We start from the raw sequence: 19,605 nt of genomic DNA, 5'->3' as shown, positions 1-19,605 counted from the left end.
AATACAAATGCGTTTAGGCAAATTGTCTCTGTTACTGATTGTTAATTTACTGTCTAAAATAAGATTTAAATCTGTTCAATTATAATTCACAATGTGTGCCAAATATTTTAAACAACTGAATATCAACAATTTATAAAATAAATACATTTTAAATTTGTCCGTTTTCGGACAATCCTTGTACGCTCACGGACGAATACCTAAAGATAGGGATTTTATCAAAAAAAAATTAAGCTATTTATTATCAATTACTTATCTTCGCTTTCAGAAATTTACGCTTTGAACGGAATAATTTTTGTCGTAAAATGCGTAAAAAACACCTTTAATAAAGATTTTACTAAATCTGAACCTGAATTATGTCGAAACTTTTGATTATCGATGATGATGTAGATGTATTAAGTGCAGCTAAGTTATTTTTGAAAAGACATTTTGGTCAAGTTGATATTGAAAAAAATCCTGAGCGGATTCCGTTTTTAGTTTCTAATGGCAATTACGATGTGATATTACTTGATATGAATTTCACACGTGACGTAAATACGGGCAAAGAAGGTTTTGAATGGCTCGACCGCATTTTAGATATTGACCCACAAGCATCGGTAGTATTATTTACAGCCTACGGAGACGTTGAAATGGCTGTACGTGCCATTAAAGTTGGCGCTTCTGACTTTGTGCTGAAACCCTGGGAGAACGAAAAACTATTGGCAACCATGCAGTCGGCGCTAGAGATACGAGAGATGCGAACTGGTAAAACGCCAACTATAAAACGTAAAACCGAAAGCAAGGTTGAGATAATTGGCAAAAGCCCCGCTATGCAAAAAATATTTGAGACCATAGACAGAGTAGCTGCCACTGATGCTAATATTCTGATATTGGGCGAAAACGGAACAGGGAAAGACCTGATAGCAAGAGCAATACATGAGAAATCAGATAGAGCAGACAAGCCTTTTGTACATGCCGATTTGGGGTCTATTTCTGAAACCTTATTTGAAAGTGAGCTTTTTGGCCATGTAAAAGGTGCTTTTACTGATGCCCGTGAAGACCGCATAGGCCGCTTTGAAGAAGCCAACGAAGGTACTATTTTCTTAGACGAAATCGGGAATATTCCTTTGCCGCTGCAAGCTAAATTGCTTACTGTGTTGCAAAACAGAAGTGTAACAAAGGTAGGCTCAAGCAAAGCCAAAAATATCGATGTACGCCTGATTTGTGCTACCAATGAGCCTATTCATGCACGTATTGCACAGCGCACTTTCCGACAAGATTTATTGTATCGTATCAATACCATCGAAATCAAACTTCCGCCATTGCGTGAGCGTATTGAAGACATTGTGCCTATAGCTGAGCACTTTCTTAAAATATACCGCAAAAAATATGGTCGCCCTGTGAGCTCAATCAGTGCGGCACTTATCAAGCAATTGCAACGCTACCATTGGGCGGGTAATGTGCGTGAGCTACAACATGCTATTGAACGTGCCGTAATTTTGTGCCAGGGAAATGTGCTTCAACCGGAAGATTTCTTTGAAGGACAACCATTCGAAAACCAGCCGGATTCAGTTCCATCTTTCGACCAGACATTCCAATTGGAAGAAATGGAAAAAATGCTCATTATTAAGACCTTGAAGAAATTCAACGGTAATATTACCGAAGCAGCCAGAGAAATGGGCCTTACTCGCCAAGCACTTTACCGACGCGTAGAAAAATATGGTATCTGATAATTATTTGGCCTTCTCGAAGGCCATTTTTATTGCTAGTCCCGCCAAAACACTCGCCATAAACCATTTTTGTATTTTTATCCAGAAAGGGTTTCTTGCAAACCAGCTAGTCATTCTTGAAGCACTTAGAATAATAAGAAAATTTACCGAAAAACTAATAAATACCTGAGTAAAGCCTAACTCTAGGCTTTGACTAAGTATTGAACCGTATGCCACATTAATGAATTGTGGAAAAAATGATAAATAGAAAACCGCAATTTTGGGATTAAGCATACTTGTCAGAAAACCCATACTAAATAATTTACGGGGTGTATCATTTGCCAAACCTTGTTTTAGTTCAAAAAGCCCTGAGCTGTTAGGTAAAATGGCTTGCAAAGCAAGATATAAAAGATAACAAACACCCATTGACTTGAGCAATAGGTAAGCATACGGAATTGTCAACAATACAGCCGTTAGGCCAAAAGAAACCAGCATAATATGAATCAGAAAGCCTGCCACTACCCCAAGCAATGAAATAAACCCAGCCCAACGCCCTTGTGTAACAACACGAGAAACGAGGTAAATCATATTTGGGCCGGGTGTAATAACCAAACCAAAGGCCGCCAAAGCAAACACCAGAAGTTCTTTAACAGGTATCATTATTTTAGTCTTGTTTTGGTTTAGCAGCCTTATCATAGTTCAATACATAACTAGGCACTGGCATTTCAAATAACATTTTAGGGTCGGTTATAGGTGTTTGCGCTTGTAATTTTAAAGGTAAAACTCCGGCCCAGACTGGTACTTGATAGTCTTCTTCATCATCGTTTGGCCCTCCTGTTCTTACTTTTGCAGATGCTTCTTCTATCACAAAAGAAATAACCATAGTGGCTTTCATTTCTTTGGCGCTAGGTTCTCTGACCTCTGCCCAACGCCCCGGAATAACATGGTTTGTAAAAGCTTCTAGTGCAGCCCAACGTTCTTGCTCATCGGTTACTACAGTAGCAGGGCTGAAAATCACAACAGAGCGATAGTTAACCGAATGGCTAAAAGCCGAACGTGCCAATACCAAGCCATCAAGAAACGAAACCGTGAGGCAAACCTTTCGTCCGTCTGCCAGATTGCGCATAAAATGGCTACCCACTGAACCGTGGATATAAATTTTGTTACCAATACGGCAATAGCCCGTAGGTATCATCATTGGCTGGCCATCTTGCACATAAGCAATATGGCATAATAGACCCTCGTCTAAAATTTCGTTGATGGTTGCTTCATCATAAGCACCTCTTTTGGCACTTCTGCTGATTTTGGTATTAGGTGTAACCGGATACATAATTGAAAAAGTATAAAAGATAAATAGCTAATAATGCTACAAAAGTATATTTTCACTGGATTATCATATTCATCCATTTTTACATCATCAAGTAGTCCAGATGAAAATCCCGTTTAAGAGCCTTATTTCTTTCGATAAATCTTCTTCTGTTCCGGTTTATGTGCAGATTTCAAACGCCATTATTAAAAATATACAGGCCGGAGTTTTACAGACAAATACCCGATTGCCTGGCAGCAGGCAATTAGCCGAACTTTTAGGTGTACACCGCAAAACTGTGATTGCTGCTTATGATGAACTATTGTCACAGAATTGGGTTGAGACGCTCCCGCAAAAAGGAACTTTTGTTGCGCAAAAGCTGCCTACTCCCAACCCTGCAAGATTGGCAGAAGCTATACCTAAATCAACTATTAATACGATTCTACGAAGCCGATTAAATCAGAATAATTTCATAGCACAGCCACCTAATATTGAGCAGCGCCTGGCTTTTAATGATGGATTACCCGATGTACGCTTAGCTCCACGAGAAGAATGGGCAAGGCTTTATGCACATTATGTTCGCTATGCCGACTCACTTAGTATCAGTTATACCGAGCCACAGGGTAATATCAGGTTTCGTACACTTTTTGCCAAACATATCAACGAAACCCGAGGCATACAGGCTACTGCCGAAAACATTATTACAACCCGAGGCAGCCAGATGGGTATTTATCTGGCCGGTGTTACGATTCTGCAAAGAGGCGATGTAGCCATTGTTGGCGAATTGAGTTACAGAGCCGCCAATCTTACGTTTAAATATCTGGGGGCTGAGTTAGTTACGATTCCGGTAGATGATGATGGCTTGCAGGTAGATGCCATTGAGGAGATTTGCCAGCGCAAAAAAGTAAAAATGATTTATGTAACATCGCACCACTACCACCCTACTACTGTTACGTTACAACCCGAAAGACGATTAAAACTATTGGCACTAGCAGAAAAATACCAATTCTTTATTGTTGAAGACGACTACGACTACGACTATCATTATACCAATGCGCCTATTTTGCCTCTTGCAAGTGCAGATAGATACGGCTGGGTGATATATGTAGGCTCATTTAGTAAGCAGATTGCACCTACTTTCAGGGTAGGTTATATAGCGGCCAACGAAGCTATTATTGAAGAAATGACAAGGGTACGCCGCATAATTGACCGACAAAACGACCCGATCATGGAGAACTGTCTGGCTGATATGCTCGTAAATGGTGATTTGAAACGCTATTCGAACAAAGCCTTGAAAGTCTATAAAGAAAGACGTGATTTTACCTGCCAACTATTAAAAGATGAACTAGGCGATAAAATAGATTTCAAAATACCGAATGGTGGCATGGCTATCTGGGCAAAATTTGATGAGCACATTCCTCTACTAGCACTATCTGAAAAAGTGGCAAAGCAAGGCTTATATTTAGCCAATGGGCAAAATTATAAAATAGAACAAGCAACGCTGAATGCTTGCCGAATGGGCTTTGCCACCATGAATCAGAAAGAAACAGAAGATGCCGTAAGGATTCTAAAAAACGCTATAGGCTAGTTTTTTACGATTCAGAAAAAAATATGGCTTTGTACTGGTCGGGTTTAAAACCTACCGCCAATACTTTACCATCTTCTACCACAGGGCGTTTAATGGCTGAGTTTTTTTCGAGCATTAATTGCATAGCCGATTGCTTATCTACAATTGCGCTTTTTGCTTCAGGAGATAGTTCTTTAAATGTAGTGCTGGCTTTGTTGAGGAGTTTTTCCCAAGGTACTTGAGTGAGCCATTCTTCTAGTTTTTCGGCGCTGATACCTTCTTTTTTGTAATCATGAAAATGATAGGCAATGCCATTATCTTTGAGCCAAACTAATGTTTTTTTTACTGTATCGCAGTTGGGTATTCCGTAAACTGTAAGCATCTTGAATAGAGAACCTGTTTAAACTTATTTATTTGGCCTGCAAATTACTATTTATTTGATTATATTTCAGAGAAAAACTTCGTCCGTAGTTCTACTACGCACTTAATTTTTCCCTTTATCTAATCAAAAAATAGCCAATTTTCGGCTGCAAATAAAAAGTTTAAAAAGGTTCAAATATAAAAACGAGGAATGGGTTACACTCCTCATTTCATGAACAGGATATAATTTTTTACAAATTTTCTTTGATTTTATGATGCTTCGGCCTGCCACATTTGCAGCCCAATGCTAATTACCGAAATGGTTAAATCTCAAAAATCATTTTTCACACAAACTTTTATCAGATAGAAATATTACACGCTCATAGCAAAGTGTTAAAGCTCGTTTATCTTACGTGGTTTCTCCCCTGCCGCAAAAAGCGGATATTGGTCGAAAATATTTCGTACTACACTTCGGTAATAATTAATAGGTTTATTCACTTTTTTGTTGAAAACACCAGAAGCGTATCCACGCCAGATGAGTCGGCTACTTTCGGCATCAAGCAACGAAACCAGAATCATTCCACCACCAAAATGAAAGTTTTGTGTTTTATAGGTATCATCTTCATCGAAATGATTCACCCAGCGGTCTAAAGCAGGCTGAAAATACCCTTTATAATCTACACGGTCACGAATGATACTGTAACTTACCAGTAAACCCGGTTCTTTTTCAGTTACTTTATATCCGCGTGCTCTCATTTGTCGGCGAATAGCGTCCTGAATTTCGGTACAAACAAATGAAGTATCAATTTCACAATTCAAAAAATTGTAGGTTTTGTACTTCGTAAAGTCGGTTTCATAACTGTAATCGTTATCTACCAACAATTTAAGGGAATTACAACTTGAAAAGGCAAAGCCTAAAACAATAAGAGCAGAGAATAGATACAATTTTTTCATACGGCATACAGATTATTTTTGGTTAAATACAGCTTATTCTAAACTCATTTACAAACAATCTTACCTACATTGCACGACCGACGTCTATTCAAATATAGTAACTGTTTTATAAAAAGTCAAGATAAGTCTATTGATTGATTTTTACTTGTTTCTGTACAATGAATATACATTTTCAGCTTACCTATCTATAGCTTGTGCAGTATTCTCCAAAACCTTTTACCGTCAATTCACATAATATTCCAAAGCTCTTTTCATTTCTCCTTTTGATACTGCAATATCGTATAAACAACTACCTGCACCATTAATTAGCGAAAAACGTATTTCTTTACCTTTATTCTTTTTGTCTTGTTGGGTAAGTTTAATAATTGCCTCAAAGTCGTCGGCTTTCATCGGTACTTTCCCATATACTGAAAATATAAACTCTTCAATCTGTGCTAATGTTTGTTCGTTTATAAGTTTTCTTTCAAAAGATATATACGACTCACAGAGCATTCCGGTTGCAATTGCTTCGCCATGAAGCAACTTTTTTTTGCCTTTATCTAAAAAATAGGTTTCAATGGCGTGCCCGAGGGTATGTCCGAAGTTCAAAATCTTTCTTAATCCCTTCTCGGTGGGGTCTTGTTCCACTACTTTTTTCTTGATTTCAACCGAGTGTGCAATCAAATCAGGTAAGTCTTGTTGCGCTAAATCTTTTCTTCTTATTTCATCCCATTTCTCCCCGTCCTGTATCAAACAGTGTTTAATAATCTCGGCAAAACCCGAACGTTTTTCTCTTTCTGAAAGCGTTGCTAAAAACGTAGGGTCAATCAACACTGCTTTAGGCAAAGTAAAAACGCCTAAATGATTTTTGAAGCCCTGAAAATCGATGCCTAGTTTTCCGCCTACGCTGGCATCAACCTGAGCTAATAATGTAGTCGGGATTTGAATAAAGTCGATTCCACGTTTGTAAGTTGAAGCACAAAAACCGCCCATATCGCCAATTACTCCACCACCCAAGTCAATCATCAATGCATGGCGGTCTAGCTCAGAAGTAGTCATGGCCGACCAAATTTGCTCACAAGTGTTAAGATTTTTATATTCTTCGCCACTTTTTACAGTAATGAGCGTATGCTTAGGTAAAGCATCTTTGATGAAAGGGTAGCAGTATTTTTTTATATTGGTATCTGTCAGAACAATAATTTGGGAATAGTCTTTCTGACCCAAAAAATTCTGCAAACTTTCGGTGATAGGAGAAATAATAACAGACATCTTACCTTTGATTTGTTAAAAAACCAAAGGTAATGAATGATTTAAAGATTTACCAATTTGCTTTTGTGTCATTTTAGGGTTAAACCTGAAATGATACAAAACAAAAAGCCCAAAAAATTAATTTTTGGGCTGGTAATTTCTTGAAAAGTCTAATATTTTATCGATCGCTCTGTCAGAAGGCGAGAGTTGAACTTTGTCTAATCCTGTTTTGATATCTGCACAATCGAGGTAGAAGTCAAGTAAATCATAATCATGAAGTAAGGCTTCTTCAATGAGTTGGTTCTCTTGATTCGATGTTTCGTTATACAAATAGCGAATTACATCATCTTGCGTATTGGTAAAGGTTTGTATCATAAGCATATGCTGTTTTACTCATCATTTTTCTAAGGTTAATGAGAGCATAACGCATTCTGCCTAACGCTGTGTTGATGCTTACACCAGTAGCGTCTGCGATTTCCTGAAAACTCATGTCGTCATAATGACGCATTACCAGTACTTCGCGCTGCTGGTCAGGAAGACGTTTAATTAAATCTCTTAAGTGCTCGTGAGACTCTCTTTTAATTTGCATCGACTCAATAGAATCTTCTGCAAACTCAAGTGTATTAAACACGCTGCTTCCGTCTTCAAACACTACGCTAGGGTAGCGTTTCTCTCTACGGAAATAGTCAATTGCCAAATTGTGAGCTATTCTTAATACCCATGGAAGAAATTTACCTTCTTCGTTGTATTTACCTTCACGTAATACTTCTACAGCTTTTATAAAAGTATCTTGCAGCAAATCTTCTGCTACATATTGGTCTTTTACAACAAGATAAATGGTAGTATAGACTTTAGACTTATAACGTTGTACAAGTGTGGCAAAAGCCTTTTCATTACCGCGGATATACAATGATACTAGTTCACTATCGCTAACTTGGATTTTTCCCATTTCTGTATTTCAATTTAGTTAACGTAGAGCTTTATATCATATTGTATATTTTGGTTTTAAATTTCAGAAGTTTTTTTTTGAATGTTTAAAGATAGCTAATTAAAATGATTCTTGTCAAGTGTTTACTACAAAATTTTAGTTAATAATTTGTTAATAAACCAAATGATATTTCGACTTTATCGTTATATACCAAATATAAGGCTAGCTTGCAGTATTTAATTTTGCTTAGTTTAACCTAAATAAATAACTGAAAATCAACATCTTATGCATGCATAATATCACATTGTGTTTTTTCGGTATAGTTTTTGTAAATAGGTAGTATATCTATCAAAAAGTATTAACAAAAAATGTTACGATTGACTAACAACTTTTCCCTAAAGTTTCCTGAATTTCTGAAATTAGATAAAAAAGCTATACGAAACGGCTTTTTCGTATATGCAAAGGCTTTTCTGTTAGGGGCTGGGAAAATCCACTTTCTAAGCAAAGCAGTATTTGTACTTTTCTTAGTTCTATTCTTTTCAACCAGTGAGTCATTCGGACAAAGAGACCAGATAACAACCCAAGCCGGAGAAAAGATTCGATGCCGCATTTTGGACGAAACCGCCACGAGGTTTGTTTATGCTTATATAGCACCTAACGGAAAGGTTTTACGGAATGAAATCTTTAAGAATCTGGTAACCGATTTTAAATACGATTTTTATCCTGACGATATCATCACTAAAGGCAATAAGATTGTTTCTAAACCAAATACTAGCAAAGAGCCAACTACTAGCAATAATACTACTAAAACCCAACAAACCGATAAGACAGCAACTAACAAAAATGAAAATACAGCCAATCCAAAATCGAGTGAGAAAGTAGAGGCAAAACAGCAGAAGCCACAGAAAGAGGCAGTGGCTAAGGAAGATAAAACGACTGCCCCAATGGCTGAACCCAAAACCAAAAGCGAATATGACGATTATCTTAAATTCAGGGTTGGGGTAAGAGGTGGCTTTGGGAATATGCTCACAAAACTTAATACAGAAGACCAATTTGGACTTTATCAAGAAAAGCTTTTACGAGGCTGGACATGGGGCGCCGACTTTGCGTACTTCCCTACCGATAACTTCGGATTCGGGATTATGTTCAATAATTTTCAGAGTAAAAACAGTGCCGATAATATCAATTTTCAATATATAGAAAACGGTGAGTTGGTAAATGCTTCGGGTAGCCTGAGTAATAAGCGCTCAACCAAATTTGTAGGCCCTGTGGCTTATTTCCGTAAAAGTATTGATTTTAAGACTATGGTTATTCTGGGTCTGGCGCCTGGAGCCTATTTCTACAACGACAAAGGCTCTTATAAAGGCATTACGATTCCGTATAAAGGCTGGAACTGGGGTGGAGCTGCAACGCTGGGAATAGATTTCTTATTGGGTAATGATATTACAGGCCGAGATATTATTCTGAGCCTGGAGGCAGGCTATAATTATGGTAAAATCAGTTCTATGGATTTCAGCGATGGTAAAGGCCCTGTAAAACTCGTTAATGCCGTAGATTTAAGCAGATTAGACTTTACAGTTGGCCTACGCTTTATGCGTTATCCGAGATATTTCAAGAATTAAAAGCCCGTAAAGCCTTATAGTTAAAAAAGGTCTGATATATTCAGACCTTTTTTAATTTACAGAATCTCTTTTAATTCTATCAATTGCTTAATATCAAAAGTGGGCTTTTGCGTAGCCTCAAAATTATCAGGATTATAAAAAACCACATCCATGTTAGCATTGATAGCTCCCATAATATCTGCATCATAATTATCACCAATCATGATACTTTCTGACAATTGCGCTTTGGTTACCTGCAAGGCATAATCAAAAATCTTCTTGTTTGGCTTTCTTGCTTCGGCTCTCTCGTTGGTGATTACTTCGCCAAAATAATGCTCAATCTTAGAGCTTTTTATCTTTCTTGCCTGCACATCTTGCCAACCATTACTAATAATGTGTAGCTCGTAGTTAGGTGCCAGAAAATCAAGAATCTCAATTGCACCATCTATAAGGTGTGATTTCTGAGGAAGTAATTCTAAAAAAGCCTCGTTGAGTTTCAGACCAAATGCTTCGTCAGTATCAACGCCTAAATTAATAAGCGTATCTCTGAATCGACGGCGGCGAAGCTGTTCGTGGGTAATCTGATTGCTCTCGAGCATAGACCAATAACGTCGGTTTACAACCGAAAACTCTTGCTGAAAAGCACTTAGTTCAGAAATATTCAATGAATTTAGTTCGAAACTATGATACAATTCAGCCAAAGATTCACTTGAGTTCTTCTCAAAATCCCAAAGCGTATGATCAAGGTCAAAAAAGAGATGCTTGTACATAATAAAATATGTTTCTACGCTTAGGCTTTACCTGGGAATGTAAGTGTCAGTCTATCAACAGGTTCGTCTTTAACAAAGTGGCTTTCTACAATTTCTTCAACGTCGGCCAACTGCACGTTGCCATACCATACCGCCTCAGGGTACACTACCATCGAAGGGCCAAAGGCACAAGCATCTAAACAGCCTGCTTTTTGCGCTCTTACATCAAACTGTAAGCCTTTCTCTTTGATTGAAGCTTTAAAAGCTTCTACAAGCTCGTTACCGTGTATGCTACCACAAGATTTTTTGGGTGCAGGTTTATCGTTAGTACAGATAAATACGTGTTTTTTAAACTTCATAAAATAAAATTAAAATAAAATACGCCACAAAGGTACAAAAACTTTGTGGCGTCTTATGTGTTTTGTAAATGTTCTTTATGTTAATCAATAACTACTTAATGCAATCAGATCACAATTCTTTAATCACGAATTCCATATCTCCCAGGCTTTTTCAGCTTGCAGATGTAGCATTTTTAAGCCATTATGGGTTTTAGCTCCCTGTGCCTCACCTTTTTGTAAAAAAAGCGTCTGAACCGGATTATATACTAAATCGTATAGATAATGCTCGGTTGTCAGCTTCTCATACGGAATATCAGGGCACTGGTCTGCTTTAGGGTACGTGCCAACAGGTGAAGAATTAATAATAAGCTGGTAGTTGTGTATCTCGCTTACTAAATCTTCGTAGCCAAGCGTATCGGCCGATTTAGTACGAGAAACTATTTTGTAAGGAATCGATAAATCTTCTAATGCAGCTATCACAGCCTTAGCAGCCCCGCCGTAGCCTAAAACAAGGGCTTTTAGTGATGTATTGGCGGGGATAAACTCTTCTAAAGAAAGTTTAAAACCATAATAATCAGAATTATAACCTATCAGTTTGCCGCCCTCTCCTATCTTTATCACATTTACAGCACCCACTTTCTCGGCCGAGGCATCTAAACAATCAAGAAAAGGCATAATAGCCTGCTTGTGCGGAATAGTAACATTCAAACCTTTTAGCTCTGGCTGGTTTTTAATTAATTCAGGAAAAGCCTGAATATCAGCTAGCTCAAATAGCTCATAGGCATTGTTATCAGCAATGCCTATGAGTTCAAATTTTTCAGTAAAATATTTTTTTGAAAACGAATGGCCAAGAGGATAGCCAATCAGTCCGTAGATGTTCATCTTATTTTTTTAAGAATTTAGCTTTAATTATTGCCCATAACATTGGTGCAATAGAAATAAAGACTATACCTAAAACTACTTTTTCGAAATTTGCTTTTACCCACTGGTTTGAGCCTAAAAAATAGCCCAGAAGCGTAATGCTGGTTACCCACAAAATAGCTCCTAAAATACAGTACATAATGTACTTAGGATATTTCATACTTCCGGCACCTGCTACGAACGGAGCAATGGTGCGAACAATAGGCATAAAACGTGCTAAAATTACGGTTTTACCTCCATTTTTCTCATAAAACTCTTCGGTTTGCGTAATATATGAGCGCTTCAGAAAAAGTATTTTATCTCTTGATTTTATGTAATTGCTAAAATTTTTGCCGATAAAATAATTCACGTTATCGCCCAATAAAGCCGCCAGAATCAATAACGGTATGATAAGCGTAACATCAAGCTTGCCTGTAGACGAGGCCAATAAACCTGTGGCAAAAAGAAGAGAATCTCCTGGCAATAATGGCATCACTATCAGACCCGTTTCAACAAAAATTATCAGAAACAAGATGCCATAAGTAAGCGTATCATATTTATCAAGAAAACCCTGTAACGTAAGTAAAGGGTCTTTGAGTAGGTCTATAAGAAAATGTATAATTTCCATAAAAGTTTGCTCCCTTACCTAAAACAAGGGATACGTGTTTGGTTTTGAGATACTTAAAAGGTTTATTCGTCTTGAGTAATTCTTCTATCACTGCTGTATTTACCCAATTTGAAACGTTTTTTTGCTTTTTCGGTCAAAAAATTACCAAAGGTATCGCCTCTTAAGCCTAAACGTATGGTTTCGAGCGGAATTACTTCGTTTGGTGCTATGTTACCAACATTAACATTTGGCCCTACCAGTTTCACAAAATATACCTGTTGTGATTTTTGTGGTGCTTCCCAGATAATTTTCTCAGCCGGAATAGCGTGAATAATCTCATCTACCAAGCCTTGGCGTACTTCACCACTGCTACGGAACAAACCTACGTTTCCGCCTTCACGTGCTTCACCGATTACCTTCCATGCACCTGCATTAAGCTCGGCTTGCATCATTTCAATCCATTTGTATGGAGCAAAAATCTTTTCGGCATCTTTTGAACCTACTTCCGAAAGCACTTTGGCTCTGGTTGCTAAACGAGTAATATAAGCACATTTTTCGTCATGCGGAATCTCAATAGAACCATCAGAAACCTCGCAGTACTCTAAGTCGTATTGGTCTAATACTTTCAGATAATCTTCAAACTGGTCTCTCACCACAAAAGCTTCAAAGAGGGTACCACCAAAATAAACGGGTATACCGGCATCTTTATAAACTTTTAATTTATCTTTCAGATTAGGAGTTACGAAGGAAGTTGCCCAGCCTAGTTTTACGATATCTATGTGTGGTGCAGCAATAGACAACATATCTTCTACTTCTCTTATGCTCAGCCCTTTATCCATTACCATCGTTAGACCTGACTCCCGGGGCTTACCTGTACGTTTAGGAACTTGACTTAGGTTATAATTCATTCTTTAGTATTACTTTTTTGCAAATGTAATAATTTTTAGATTATCGTTGATATTAATCTCCTTAACTAGCAGTAAATAAAAAATGCCATAACTTGTGATTATGACATTTCTAAGAATCTTTATTTCTTTTATTAAATCATGTATTTTAATCTGATAACTTCTTTCTCTGTTAAGAAGCGCCATTTGCTACGAGGCAGGTCTTTTTTGTTTAAGCCTGCATAAGTAGTTCGGTCAAGTTTCAAGACTTCATAGCCAAAGTGCTCAAAAATACGACGCACGATACGGTTTTTACCACTATGAATCTCAATACCTACTACCTCGGCATCTGGTGTTACCAGTCCTAAATCATCAGCCTTTATGAATCCGTCTTCTAATTCAACACCAGCTTTTATGGCCTCAAAATGCTCGTCGCTAATTGGCTTATCTAATTCTACCTGATAAATTTTTCTTATTTCGTTTGATGGATGCGATAACTTTTCGGCAAGTTCACCATCATTAGTCAATAATAATAAACCAGTAGTATTTCTATCTAAACGCCCTACCGGATACACCCTTTCTTCACAGGCATTTGCTACTAAATCCATCACGGTTTTACGCTCGTTAGGGTCTTCGGTAGTAGTAATAAAATCTTTTGGTTTGTTTAGTAAAATATAAACCAGTTTCTCACGGTTTAATATTTTTTTACCATATTTCACTACATCATTTGGCTTTACTTTATAACCCATTTCGATTATAGTTTTGCCATTTACTGTAATTTGACCCGAAGCTATCAGCTCATCAGCATCACGACGTGAAGCAATACCTGCATTAGATATGTATCGGTTCAGTCTTATCAATCCATCAGAGTCTTTTTCTTCTTTTTCTACTTTACGTTGCACTCTTGCAGGCAACGAACTTTTCATCTTTTCAAGATTGTAGTTTGGTGCAAATGCTTTAGAAGAAGTTGCCTGATTCTCTCTCTTCTCTCCTTTACCATCTCTGCTATAACCTCTTTCTCTACGGTTATCGTCTCTTTTTTCAAAACGAGGTTTATCGTTTGAGAAAGAACGTTCTGTACGCTCGTTTTCAGAAGATTCGTTATCACCAAACGAACGATCTTTGTCAAATCCGCCTTCGATTCTTTTTATAAACGGACGGTCAGGGCGACCACTTCCATAAGGTTTTTTATCACCAAACGAACGGTCTTTGTCAAAGCCGCCTTCGCTTCTTTTTGCAAACGGACGGTCTCCACCAAATGTTTTTTTATCACCAAACGAACGATCTTTGTCAAACCCGCCTTCGCTTCTTTTTGCAAACGGACGGTCGCCGCCATAGGGTTTTTTATCACCAAACGAACGATCTTTGTCAAACCCGCCTTCGCTTCTTTTTGCAAACGGGCGGTCGCCACCATAAGGCTTTTTATCTCCAAATGAACGGTCTTTGTCAAACCCGCCTTCGCTTCTTTTTGCAAACGGGCGGTCATTGCCATAAGGTTTTTTATCACCAAATGAACGATCTTTATCGAATCCGCCTTCGCTTCTTTTTGCAAACGGGCGGTCACTACCATAAGGTTTTTTATCTCCAAACGAACGATCTTTGTCAAAGCCGCCTTCGCTTCTTTTTGCAAACGGGCGGTCATTGCCATAAGGTTTTTTATCACCAAATGAACGGTCTTTGTCAAATCCGCCTTCGCTTCTTTTTGCAAACGGGCGGTCACCACCATAAGGTTTTTTATCACCAAATGAACGGTCGCCACCAAATGACTTTTTATCGCCAAAACGAGGCTCTACAAAACTTCTTTCAAAACCATCTTTCTTAGGGAAATTGCCCTTAGGTCGGGCACTCGATGCAGATTTCTTGTCACTGAATGGGCGGCTATCGCCCGAAAAACTTTTTTTATCTGAGCGCTTGTCGGCTCTTGGTGAGAAAGATTTATCACTTTCTTCTTTCCTCGGTCTGCGAGGTCTTTCTGTATTTTTCATTGAGTTTGCAGCATCACTGCTGTAATTTATTGATTATCAAGTGCAAAGGTACAAAAATAAAATAATATTCCTATCAATTTATATGCTGGCTCTACTAGCATTTATAATAGCATATGCCAGTAAATACAAAAGAGGTATAAGTGCCCAAACACCTATACCTCTTTGCTGGTTTTAAAACGAAATATTATATCGGTTTAAAAATTAAATCACGGTAATCCATCATTGATTTTCTGATTACTTCGTGCGCAGCTTCTCTGCCATATACATTCGAAATCTCAATGGCATTTTTTTCGTCTGGCAAGCTCTTGTAAGTCAAGAAATAATGTTTCAATCTGGCAATAATTGCTTCCGGTAATTCAGTAATATCCTGATATTTCTGATAAATCGGGTCTGCTACCAATACTGCAATAATTTTATCGTCAGCTTCGCCTTTGTCTAACAAACACAAACCACCAATCGGAATAGCTTGTAAAAGAATATCGCCGTGCGGAATATTATGGCTAGATAGCACACAAATATCAAGCGGGTCACCATCGCCTTCTATCACTTTTTCAGCACCACGCTCACGGGCAAGTCGGGCCACTTCTTCTCCGCAGTATGTCTGCGGGATAAATCCGTATAAAGACGGAATAATGTTGGAGTACTTCTGTGGACGATCTATTTTTAAATAACCCGAATCTTTATCAATTTCATATTTAATGGTATCAGACGGGACAATCTCAATAAATGTTGTCACTGTTTCCGGGGCCTTTTCTCCAATCGGAATACCATGCCAAGGGTGCGCTTTGTAAACTGGTTTCATAAAAACTTTGATTTTTTCGGCAAATAAACACAATTCGGTTAAAATCACATACTGATTTTTTATAAACCTAATTTACAGTAGCCTTTATTTCTATAATCTGGTCGTTGTTTCCGCCATTGCTGGTGCATATATATACCTTACCATCAGGCGAAATAGCAATATCTCTTAAACGACCAAACTGGCTTGCATAATATAAAGTAGGCGCACCAATAATACTGGTGCCATCGTTGCTTAACTGGAAACTATAAAAGGTTTGGTTTTTAAGCGAAACCATCAGCAAATGATTCTGCCATGCCGGATACGCACTGTTGTTGTAATAATCTAAACCGCAAAATGCCCATGTGCTACCTCCAGAAGAAAAGATTGGCGGAATAATATTATTTGCATTACAGTAAGTTATTTCGCCGGGCGTATCGCAAGGGCCATCCACATTTGGCCAGCCATAATTTCCCTCTTTCTGAATCAGGTTTATTTCGTCTTCAATATTCGGGCCGTGCGACGAAACATAGAGCTTGTTGTTGGCAAATACCATTCCTTGCGGGTTCCGATGCCCGATACTCCAGATTGGGCTGCCGGAATACGGGTTATCTGGCGGAATACTACCATCAAGATTAATTCTGAGTATTTTACCGCTTAACGAAGAGGTATTCTGTGCCAACGAAGTATTGTTTGCGTCTCCGGTGGTAATAAACAATTTCAAATCAGGTGTAATTACCAATCGACTTCCGTTATGAATATTAGAGCCCAAGATATTATCTAACAAAATCTGTGGACTCGCCAACGTAGTGCCATTATAGGTATATCTGACGATTTTCTCTCTAACTGCCGACGTTGTGCCATAATTATAAACCACATAAACATAAGGTGAATTAGTAAAATCCGGGTGTAAAACCATACCGAGCAAGCCACCTTCTCCGTAGTTCAGTACTTCATCAATTGTTAGCACAGAAATTACCTGTCCTGTTTGCGGATTCACCCTGCTGATTTTTCCTACTTTCTCAGTCATCCAGATAAAATCATCAGGCCCCCATAAAATCTCCCAAGGCAAGCTAAGGCTATTGGTTACTCTACGGGTTTGTAACAGAGAAGTATCCCCACAGGCTTCAATACTTGCCTTAAAAATACTTCCCTGCTTTGCTTCAAAACCTGCATTGAGTGATACTTGCCTGCCTGCTTTAAAATGTACATTAGTGTTGGCATTGATAAAACTACTACCAGAAACCTGATTACTGGCTTCAAATACATGCGTACCGCTGGTAAGTCCGCTACTTACGTTAACATTTGCGGCACAAGGTGTTACTTCTACAACAACCTCGTTGGTTGATGCTTTCGAAGGAGACGTGCAATTAGCCGAATACTTTGTTGTAACCGTAGGAGAAACGCTGATACTGGTGCCCGTTTGGCCATTTGATGTACCGTTTGTAAACCAAGAAACAGAACCGTTACAGCCTGTAGCTAACAAAGTTATACTTTGCCCTACATTAATAACTGAACTTGAAGCAGACACATAAAAACTATTGTATTGCGCATACAGCAAATTTGTACTACAAAAAAGTAGCAGATAGAGGTTTTTCATGGCTGTTTTTGTTAAAATTTACGAAACTATAACTATATAACTTTTGTTTTTGTTTGATAGGCATTTGTCACGACTCTTTACTTTATGCAATACAAACTAACCTCGAATTACAAACCTACCGGCGACCAGCCCCAGGCTATTCAGAAACTGGTAGAAGGAATTAGAAACGGAGAACAAACCCAGGTTTTGCTGGGTGTTACAGGGTCGGGTAAAACTTTTACTGTTGCCAACGCAATAGCACAATTAGACCGCCCTGTGCTGATACTGAGTCATAATAAAACTTTAGCGGCTCAATTGTATGGAGAGTTCAAACAGTTTTTTCCAGAAAATGCAGTAGAGTATTTCATCAGCTACTACGATTACTACCAGCCCGAGGCTTACATTGCTACTACCAATACTTACATCGAAAAAGACCTTTTAATTAATGAAGAAATAGATAAACTTCGTCTTTCGGCGGTTTCTTCTTTGATGTCGGGCCGACGTGATGTGATTGTAGTGGCATCGGTTTCTTGTATTTATGGTGCAGGAAACCCTCACGAAATGAAGCAAAGCATCATTCAGATAAAAACGGGCCAAAACTTTAGCCGAAATCAGTTTCTCTATAAACTGGTTGAGGTGCTTTACTCCAGAACCGAAGCTGAATTTACACGTGGTAATTTCAGAGTAAAAGGCGATACGGTAGATTTATACCCAAGTTATGCCGACTTTGCTTATCGCTTTATCTTTTTTGGCGACGAAATAGAGGAAATACAGAAAATTGACCCAAATACCGGCAAGAAATTATCGACCGAAAAACATATTGCTATTTTTCCGGCCAACTTGTTTGTAACAGGGCGAGATGTAATGCACAATGCCATTCATGAAATACAAGACGAACTCGTAAAACAAGTGAAGTATTTTGAGTCTGATGGCCGCCTAATGGAAGCCCAACGCATACAAGAGCGTACGGAGTTTGACCTGGAAATGATGCGTGAACTAGGCTACTGCTCAGGTATTGAAAACTACTCAAGGTATTTCGACCGCCGCCAACCAGGCCAACGTCCTTTTTGCTTATTAGATTATTTCCCCGAAGATTTTTTGATGGTTGTTGATGAAAGCCACGTTTCTATGCCTCAGATACGAGCCATGTGGGGAGGCGACCGCTCTCGTAAAGAATCTTTGGTAGAATATGGTTTCCGTTTACCATCGGCAATGGATAATCGCCCACTAAAATTTCAGGAATTTGAAGACCTTGTAGGCCAAACAATTTTTGTAAGTGCTACCCCTGCCGACTACGAAATAAGAAGAGCCGAAGGTGTAGTAGTAGAACAGATTATTCGCCCAACAGGGCTACTTGACCCAGAAATTGAGGTAAGGCCAAGTATTAATCAGATTGATGATTTACTAGAGGAAATCCACCTAAGAGTAGAGCGAAAAGAGCGTGTGCTCGTAACTACACTTACCAAAAGAATGGCCGAAGAGCTCAGTAAATTTCTTGATAGAGTAGGAATTAAAGGCCGATACATACACTCGGAAGTGAAAACTTTTGAGCGAGTTGAAATTCTTAGAGAATTAAGGTTAGGGGTATTTGATGTGTTGGTAGGTGTAAACTTATTGAGAGAAGGGCTCGATTTACCCGAGGTATCGCTGGTTGCTATTATGGATGCTGATAAAGAAGGCTTTTTGAGAGATATTCGCTCTTTGATTCAGACCATTGGCCGTGCCGCACGTAACGAAAACGGCAAGGTGTTGATGTATGCCGATTCCATTACAGGCTCAATGGCTAAGGCTATTGAAGAAACAGAGCGCCGCCGTGGTTTACAGATGGCTTACAACGAAGCAAATGGTATTATACCTAAGACCGTCTTCAAATCGAAAGAAGCTATTATGGAGCAAACTTCAATTGCAGATAGCAAACCAAGCACTAAGACTTATTATCTTGAGCCACAAGAGGTAAATATAGCAGCCGACCCTGTTGTAGGTTACATGAACAAAGGGCAATTAGAAAAACTGCTTGAAGAAACGCAGCGTAAAATGGAAAGAGCGGCCAAAGAGCTCGACTTTCTGGAAGCGGCTCGTTTCAGAGATGAAATGCTACAATTGAAAGAAAAGATTGAGCGAGCATAAAACGCATAAAAAAAGGGGTTCAAAAATTTG

The 19,605-nt window shown here is 38.5% G+C and carries 19 protein-coding genes; 4 read left to right on the top strand and 15 right to left on the bottom strand.

What is annotated here, in order from left to right; genetic code table 11:
• Positions 1 to 353 precede the first annotated feature (353 nt).
• A complete protein-coding gene (locus WAE64_RS15885; RefSeq protein WP_340238112.1) occupies positions 354 to 1,706 on the top strand; it encodes a sigma-54-dependent transcriptional regulator in 1,353 nt (450 codons plus the stop codon).
• Between the two features lie 3 nt (positions 1,707 to 1,709).
• Here the strand turns inward: WAE64_RS15885 and WAE64_RS15880 are convergent, their stop codons facing one another.
• On the bottom strand, positions 1,710 to 2,345 hold the full coding sequence (locus WAE64_RS15880; protein WP_340238109.1) for a LysE family translocator: 636 nt from the start codon (positions 2,343 to 2,345) through the stop codon (positions 1,710 to 1,712).
• 4 nt (positions 2,346 to 2,349) lie between these two features.
• The gene (locus WAE64_RS15875; RefSeq protein ID WP_340238107.1) at positions 2,350 to 3,015 is read right to left on the bottom strand and encodes a pyridoxamine 5'-phosphate oxidase family protein; all 666 of its coding nucleotides are present in this window, start codon (positions 3,013 to 3,015) and stop codon (positions 2,350 to 2,352) included.
• 100 nt (positions 3,016 to 3,115) lie between these two features.
• Here WAE64_RS15875 and WAE64_RS15870 point away from each other — a divergent pair, with 100 nt between their 5' ends.
• Positions 3,116 to 4,579, top strand: coding sequence for an aminotransferase-like domain-containing protein (locus WAE64_RS15870; RefSeq protein WP_340238104.1), 1,464 nt, complete (start codon positions 3,116 to 3,118; stop codon positions 4,577 to 4,579).
• A gap of 4 nt (positions 4,580 to 4,583) precedes the next feature.
• On the opposite strand, the gene WAE64_RS15865 is transcribed toward WAE64_RS15870, so the two are convergent.
• From WAE64_RS15865 to WAE64_RS15845, 5 genes are all read right to left on the bottom strand, one after another.
• Positions 4,584 to 4,940: an arsenate reductase gene (locus WAE64_RS15865; RefSeq protein WP_340238102.1), complete on the bottom strand. Its 357-nt coding sequence runs from the start codon at positions 4,938 to 4,940 to the stop codon at positions 4,584 to 4,586.
• A gap of 371 nt (positions 4,941 to 5,311) precedes the next feature.
• A complete protein-coding gene (locus WAE64_RS15860) occupies positions 5,312 to 5,872 on the bottom strand; it encodes a DUF4136 domain-containing protein (RefSeq protein WP_340238100.1) in 561 nt (186 codons plus the stop codon).
• Positions 5,873 to 6,094: 222 nt separating this feature from the next.
• Positions 6,095 to 7,120 carry a 3-dehydroquinate synthase gene (aroB, locus tag WAE64_RS15855; RefSeq protein WP_340238096.1) on the bottom strand — a complete coding sequence of 342 codons (1,026 nt, stop codon included), beginning with the start codon at positions 7,118 to 7,120 and terminating at the stop codon, positions 6,095 to 6,097.
• A gap of 117 nt (positions 7,121 to 7,237) precedes the next feature.
• Positions 7,238 to 7,474 (bottom strand): hypothetical protein, encoded by a 237-nt coding sequence (locus WAE64_RS15850; RefSeq protein ID WP_340238095.1) that lies wholly within the window; start codon positions 7,472 to 7,474, stop codon positions 7,238 to 7,240.
• Complete coding sequence (locus WAE64_RS15845; protein WP_340238093.1) at positions 7,443 to 8,048, bottom strand: RNA polymerase sigma factor; 606 nt, start codon at positions 8,046 to 8,048, stop codon at positions 7,443 to 7,445. Before WAE64_RS15845 ends, WAE64_RS15850 begins: the two co-directional genes overlap by 32 nt.
• A gap of 347 nt (positions 8,049 to 8,395) precedes the next feature.
• Here WAE64_RS15845 and WAE64_RS15840 point away from each other — a divergent pair, with 347 nt between their 5' ends.
• A complete protein-coding gene (locus WAE64_RS15840) occupies positions 8,396 to 9,649 on the top strand; it encodes an autotransporter outer membrane beta-barrel domain-containing protein (protein WP_340238091.1) in 1,254 nt (417 codons plus the stop codon).
• Between the two features lie 56 nt (positions 9,650 to 9,705).
• On the opposite strand, the gene WAE64_RS15835 is transcribed toward WAE64_RS15840, so the two are convergent.
• The 8 genes from WAE64_RS15835 to WAE64_RS15800 all read right to left on the bottom strand — a co-directional run bounded on the left by WAE64_RS15835 (position 9,706) and on the right by WAE64_RS15800 (position 17,469).
• Positions 9,706 to 10,398 (bottom strand): YjjG family noncanonical pyrimidine nucleotidase, encoded by a 693-nt coding sequence (locus WAE64_RS15835; protein ID WP_340238089.1) that lies wholly within the window; start codon positions 10,396 to 10,398, stop codon positions 9,706 to 9,708.
• A 20-nt stretch (positions 10,399 to 10,418) separates the two neighbouring features.
• The gene (locus WAE64_RS15830) at positions 10,419 to 10,736 is read right to left on the bottom strand and encodes a (2Fe-2S) ferredoxin domain-containing protein (protein ID WP_340238087.1); all 318 of its coding nucleotides are present in this window, start codon (positions 10,734 to 10,736) and stop codon (positions 10,419 to 10,421) included.
• Positions 10,737 to 10,859: 123 nt separating this feature from the next.
• Positions 10,860 to 11,597, bottom strand: coding sequence for a shikimate dehydrogenase family protein (locus WAE64_RS15825; protein ID WP_340238085.1), 738 nt, complete (start codon positions 11,595 to 11,597; stop codon positions 10,860 to 10,862).
• Between the two features lies 1 nt (position 11,598).
• Entirely contained in the window at positions 11,599 to 12,243 is a 645-nt protein-coding gene (locus tag WAE64_RS15820) for a VTT domain-containing protein (RefSeq protein ID WP_340238083.1), read from the bottom strand.
• Between the two features lie 62 nt (positions 12,244 to 12,305).
• Positions 12,306 to 13,130, bottom strand: a complete 825-nt coding sequence (locus WAE64_RS15815) for a phosphosulfolactate synthase (protein WP_340238082.1) — start codon at positions 13,128 to 13,130, stop codon at positions 12,306 to 12,308.
• Between the two features lie 131 nt (positions 13,131 to 13,261).
• A complete protein-coding gene (locus WAE64_RS15810) occupies positions 13,262 to 15,091 on the bottom strand; it encodes a pseudouridine synthase (RefSeq protein WP_340238080.1) in 1,830 nt (609 codons plus the stop codon).
• Between the two features lie 184 nt (positions 15,092 to 15,275).
• Positions 15,276 to 15,893: an inorganic pyrophosphatase gene (locus tag WAE64_RS15805; RefSeq protein WP_340238078.1), complete on the bottom strand. Its 618-nt coding sequence runs from the start codon at positions 15,891 to 15,893 to the stop codon at positions 15,276 to 15,278.
• Positions 15,894 to 15,960: 67 nt separating this feature from the next.
• Positions 15,961 to 17,469, bottom strand: coding sequence for a PQQ-dependent sugar dehydrogenase (locus WAE64_RS15800; RefSeq protein ID WP_340238076.1), 1,509 nt, complete (start codon positions 17,467 to 17,469; stop codon positions 15,961 to 15,963).
• A gap of 84 nt (positions 17,470 to 17,553) precedes the next feature.
• On the opposite strand from WAE64_RS15800, the gene uvrB reads away from it, so the two are divergent.
• Entirely contained in the window at positions 17,554 to 19,575 is a 2,022-nt protein-coding gene (gene uvrB, locus WAE64_RS15795; RefSeq protein ID WP_340238074.1) for an excinuclease ABC subunit UvrB, read from the top strand.
• Positions 19,576 to 19,605: the final 30 nt, after the last annotated feature.

It is taken from the genome of Emticicia soli, assembly GCF_037860775.1.
In the GTDB taxonomy this organism is placed as follows: Bacteria; Bacteroidota; Bacteroidia; order Cytophagales; family Spirosomataceae; genus Emticicia; species Emticicia soli.
The sequence above is the reverse complement of the archived record's forward strand: the minus strand, read 5'-3'. Positions and strand labels throughout refer to the sequence as shown.

Coding starts and splice junctions, on each gene's coding strand:
- WAE64_RS15885 (WP_340238112.1), top strand. CDS start 354: ATGTCGAAACTTTTGATTATCGATGATGATGTAGATGTATTAAGTGCA.
- WAE64_RS15880 (WP_340238109.1), bottom strand. CDS start 2,345: ATGATACCTGTTAAAGAACTTCTGGTGTTTGCTTTGGCGGCCTTTGGT.
- WAE64_RS15875 (WP_340238107.1), bottom strand. CDS start 3,015: ATGTATCCGGTTACACCTAATACCAAAATCAGCAGAAGTGCCAAAAGA.
- WAE64_RS15870 (WP_340238104.1), top strand. CDS start 3,116: ATGAAAATCCCGTTTAAGAGCCTTATTTCTTTCGATAAATCTTCTTCT.
- WAE64_RS15865 (WP_340238102.1), bottom strand. CDS start 4,940: ATGCTTACAGTTTACGGAATACCCAACTGCGATACAGTAAAAAAAACA.
- WAE64_RS15860 (WP_340238100.1), bottom strand. CDS start 5,872: ATGAAAAAATTGTATCTATTCTCTGCTCTTATTGTTTTAGGCTTTGCC.
- aroB (WP_340238096.1), bottom strand. CDS start 7,120: ATGTCTGTTATTATTTCTCCTATCACCGAAAGTTTGCAGAATTTTTTG.
- WAE64_RS15850 (WP_340238095.1), bottom strand. CDS start 7,474: ATGATACAAACCTTTACCAATACGCAAGATGATGTAATTCGCTATTTG.
- WAE64_RS15845 (WP_340238093.1), bottom strand. CDS start 8,048: ATGGGAAAAATCCAAGTTAGCGATAGTGAACTAGTATCATTGTATATC.
- WAE64_RS15840 (WP_340238091.1), top strand. CDS start 8,396: ATGTTACGATTGACTAACAACTTTTCCCTAAAGTTTCCTGAATTTCTG.
- WAE64_RS15835 (WP_340238089.1), bottom strand. CDS start 10,398: ATGTACAAGCATCTCTTTTTTGACCTTGATCATACGCTTTGGGATTTT.
- WAE64_RS15830 (WP_340238087.1), bottom strand. CDS start 10,736: ATGAAGTTTAAAAAACACGTATTTATCTGTACTAACGATAAACCTGCA.
- WAE64_RS15825 (WP_340238085.1), bottom strand. CDS start 11,597: ATGAACATCTACGGACTGATTGGCTATCCTCTTGGCCATTCGTTTTCA.
- WAE64_RS15820 (WP_340238083.1), bottom strand. CDS start 12,243: ATGGAAATTATACATTTTCTTATAGACCTACTCAAAGACCCTTTACTT.
- WAE64_RS15815 (WP_340238082.1), bottom strand. CDS start 13,130: ATGAATTATAACCTAAGTCAAGTTCCTAAACGTACAGGTAAGCCCCGG.
- WAE64_RS15810 (WP_340238080.1), bottom strand. CDS start 15,091: ATGAAAAATACAGAAAGACCTCGCAGACCGAGGAAAGAAGAAAGTGAT.
- WAE64_RS15805 (WP_340238078.1), bottom strand. CDS start 15,893: ATGAAACCAGTTTACAAAGCGCACCCTTGGCATGGTATTCCGATTGGA.
- WAE64_RS15800 (WP_340238076.1), bottom strand. CDS start 17,469: ATGAAAAACCTCTATCTGCTACTTTTTTGTAGTACAAATTTGCTGTAT.
- uvrB (WP_340238074.1), top strand. CDS start 17,554: ATGCAATACAAACTAACCTCGAATTACAAACCTACCGGCGACCAGCCC.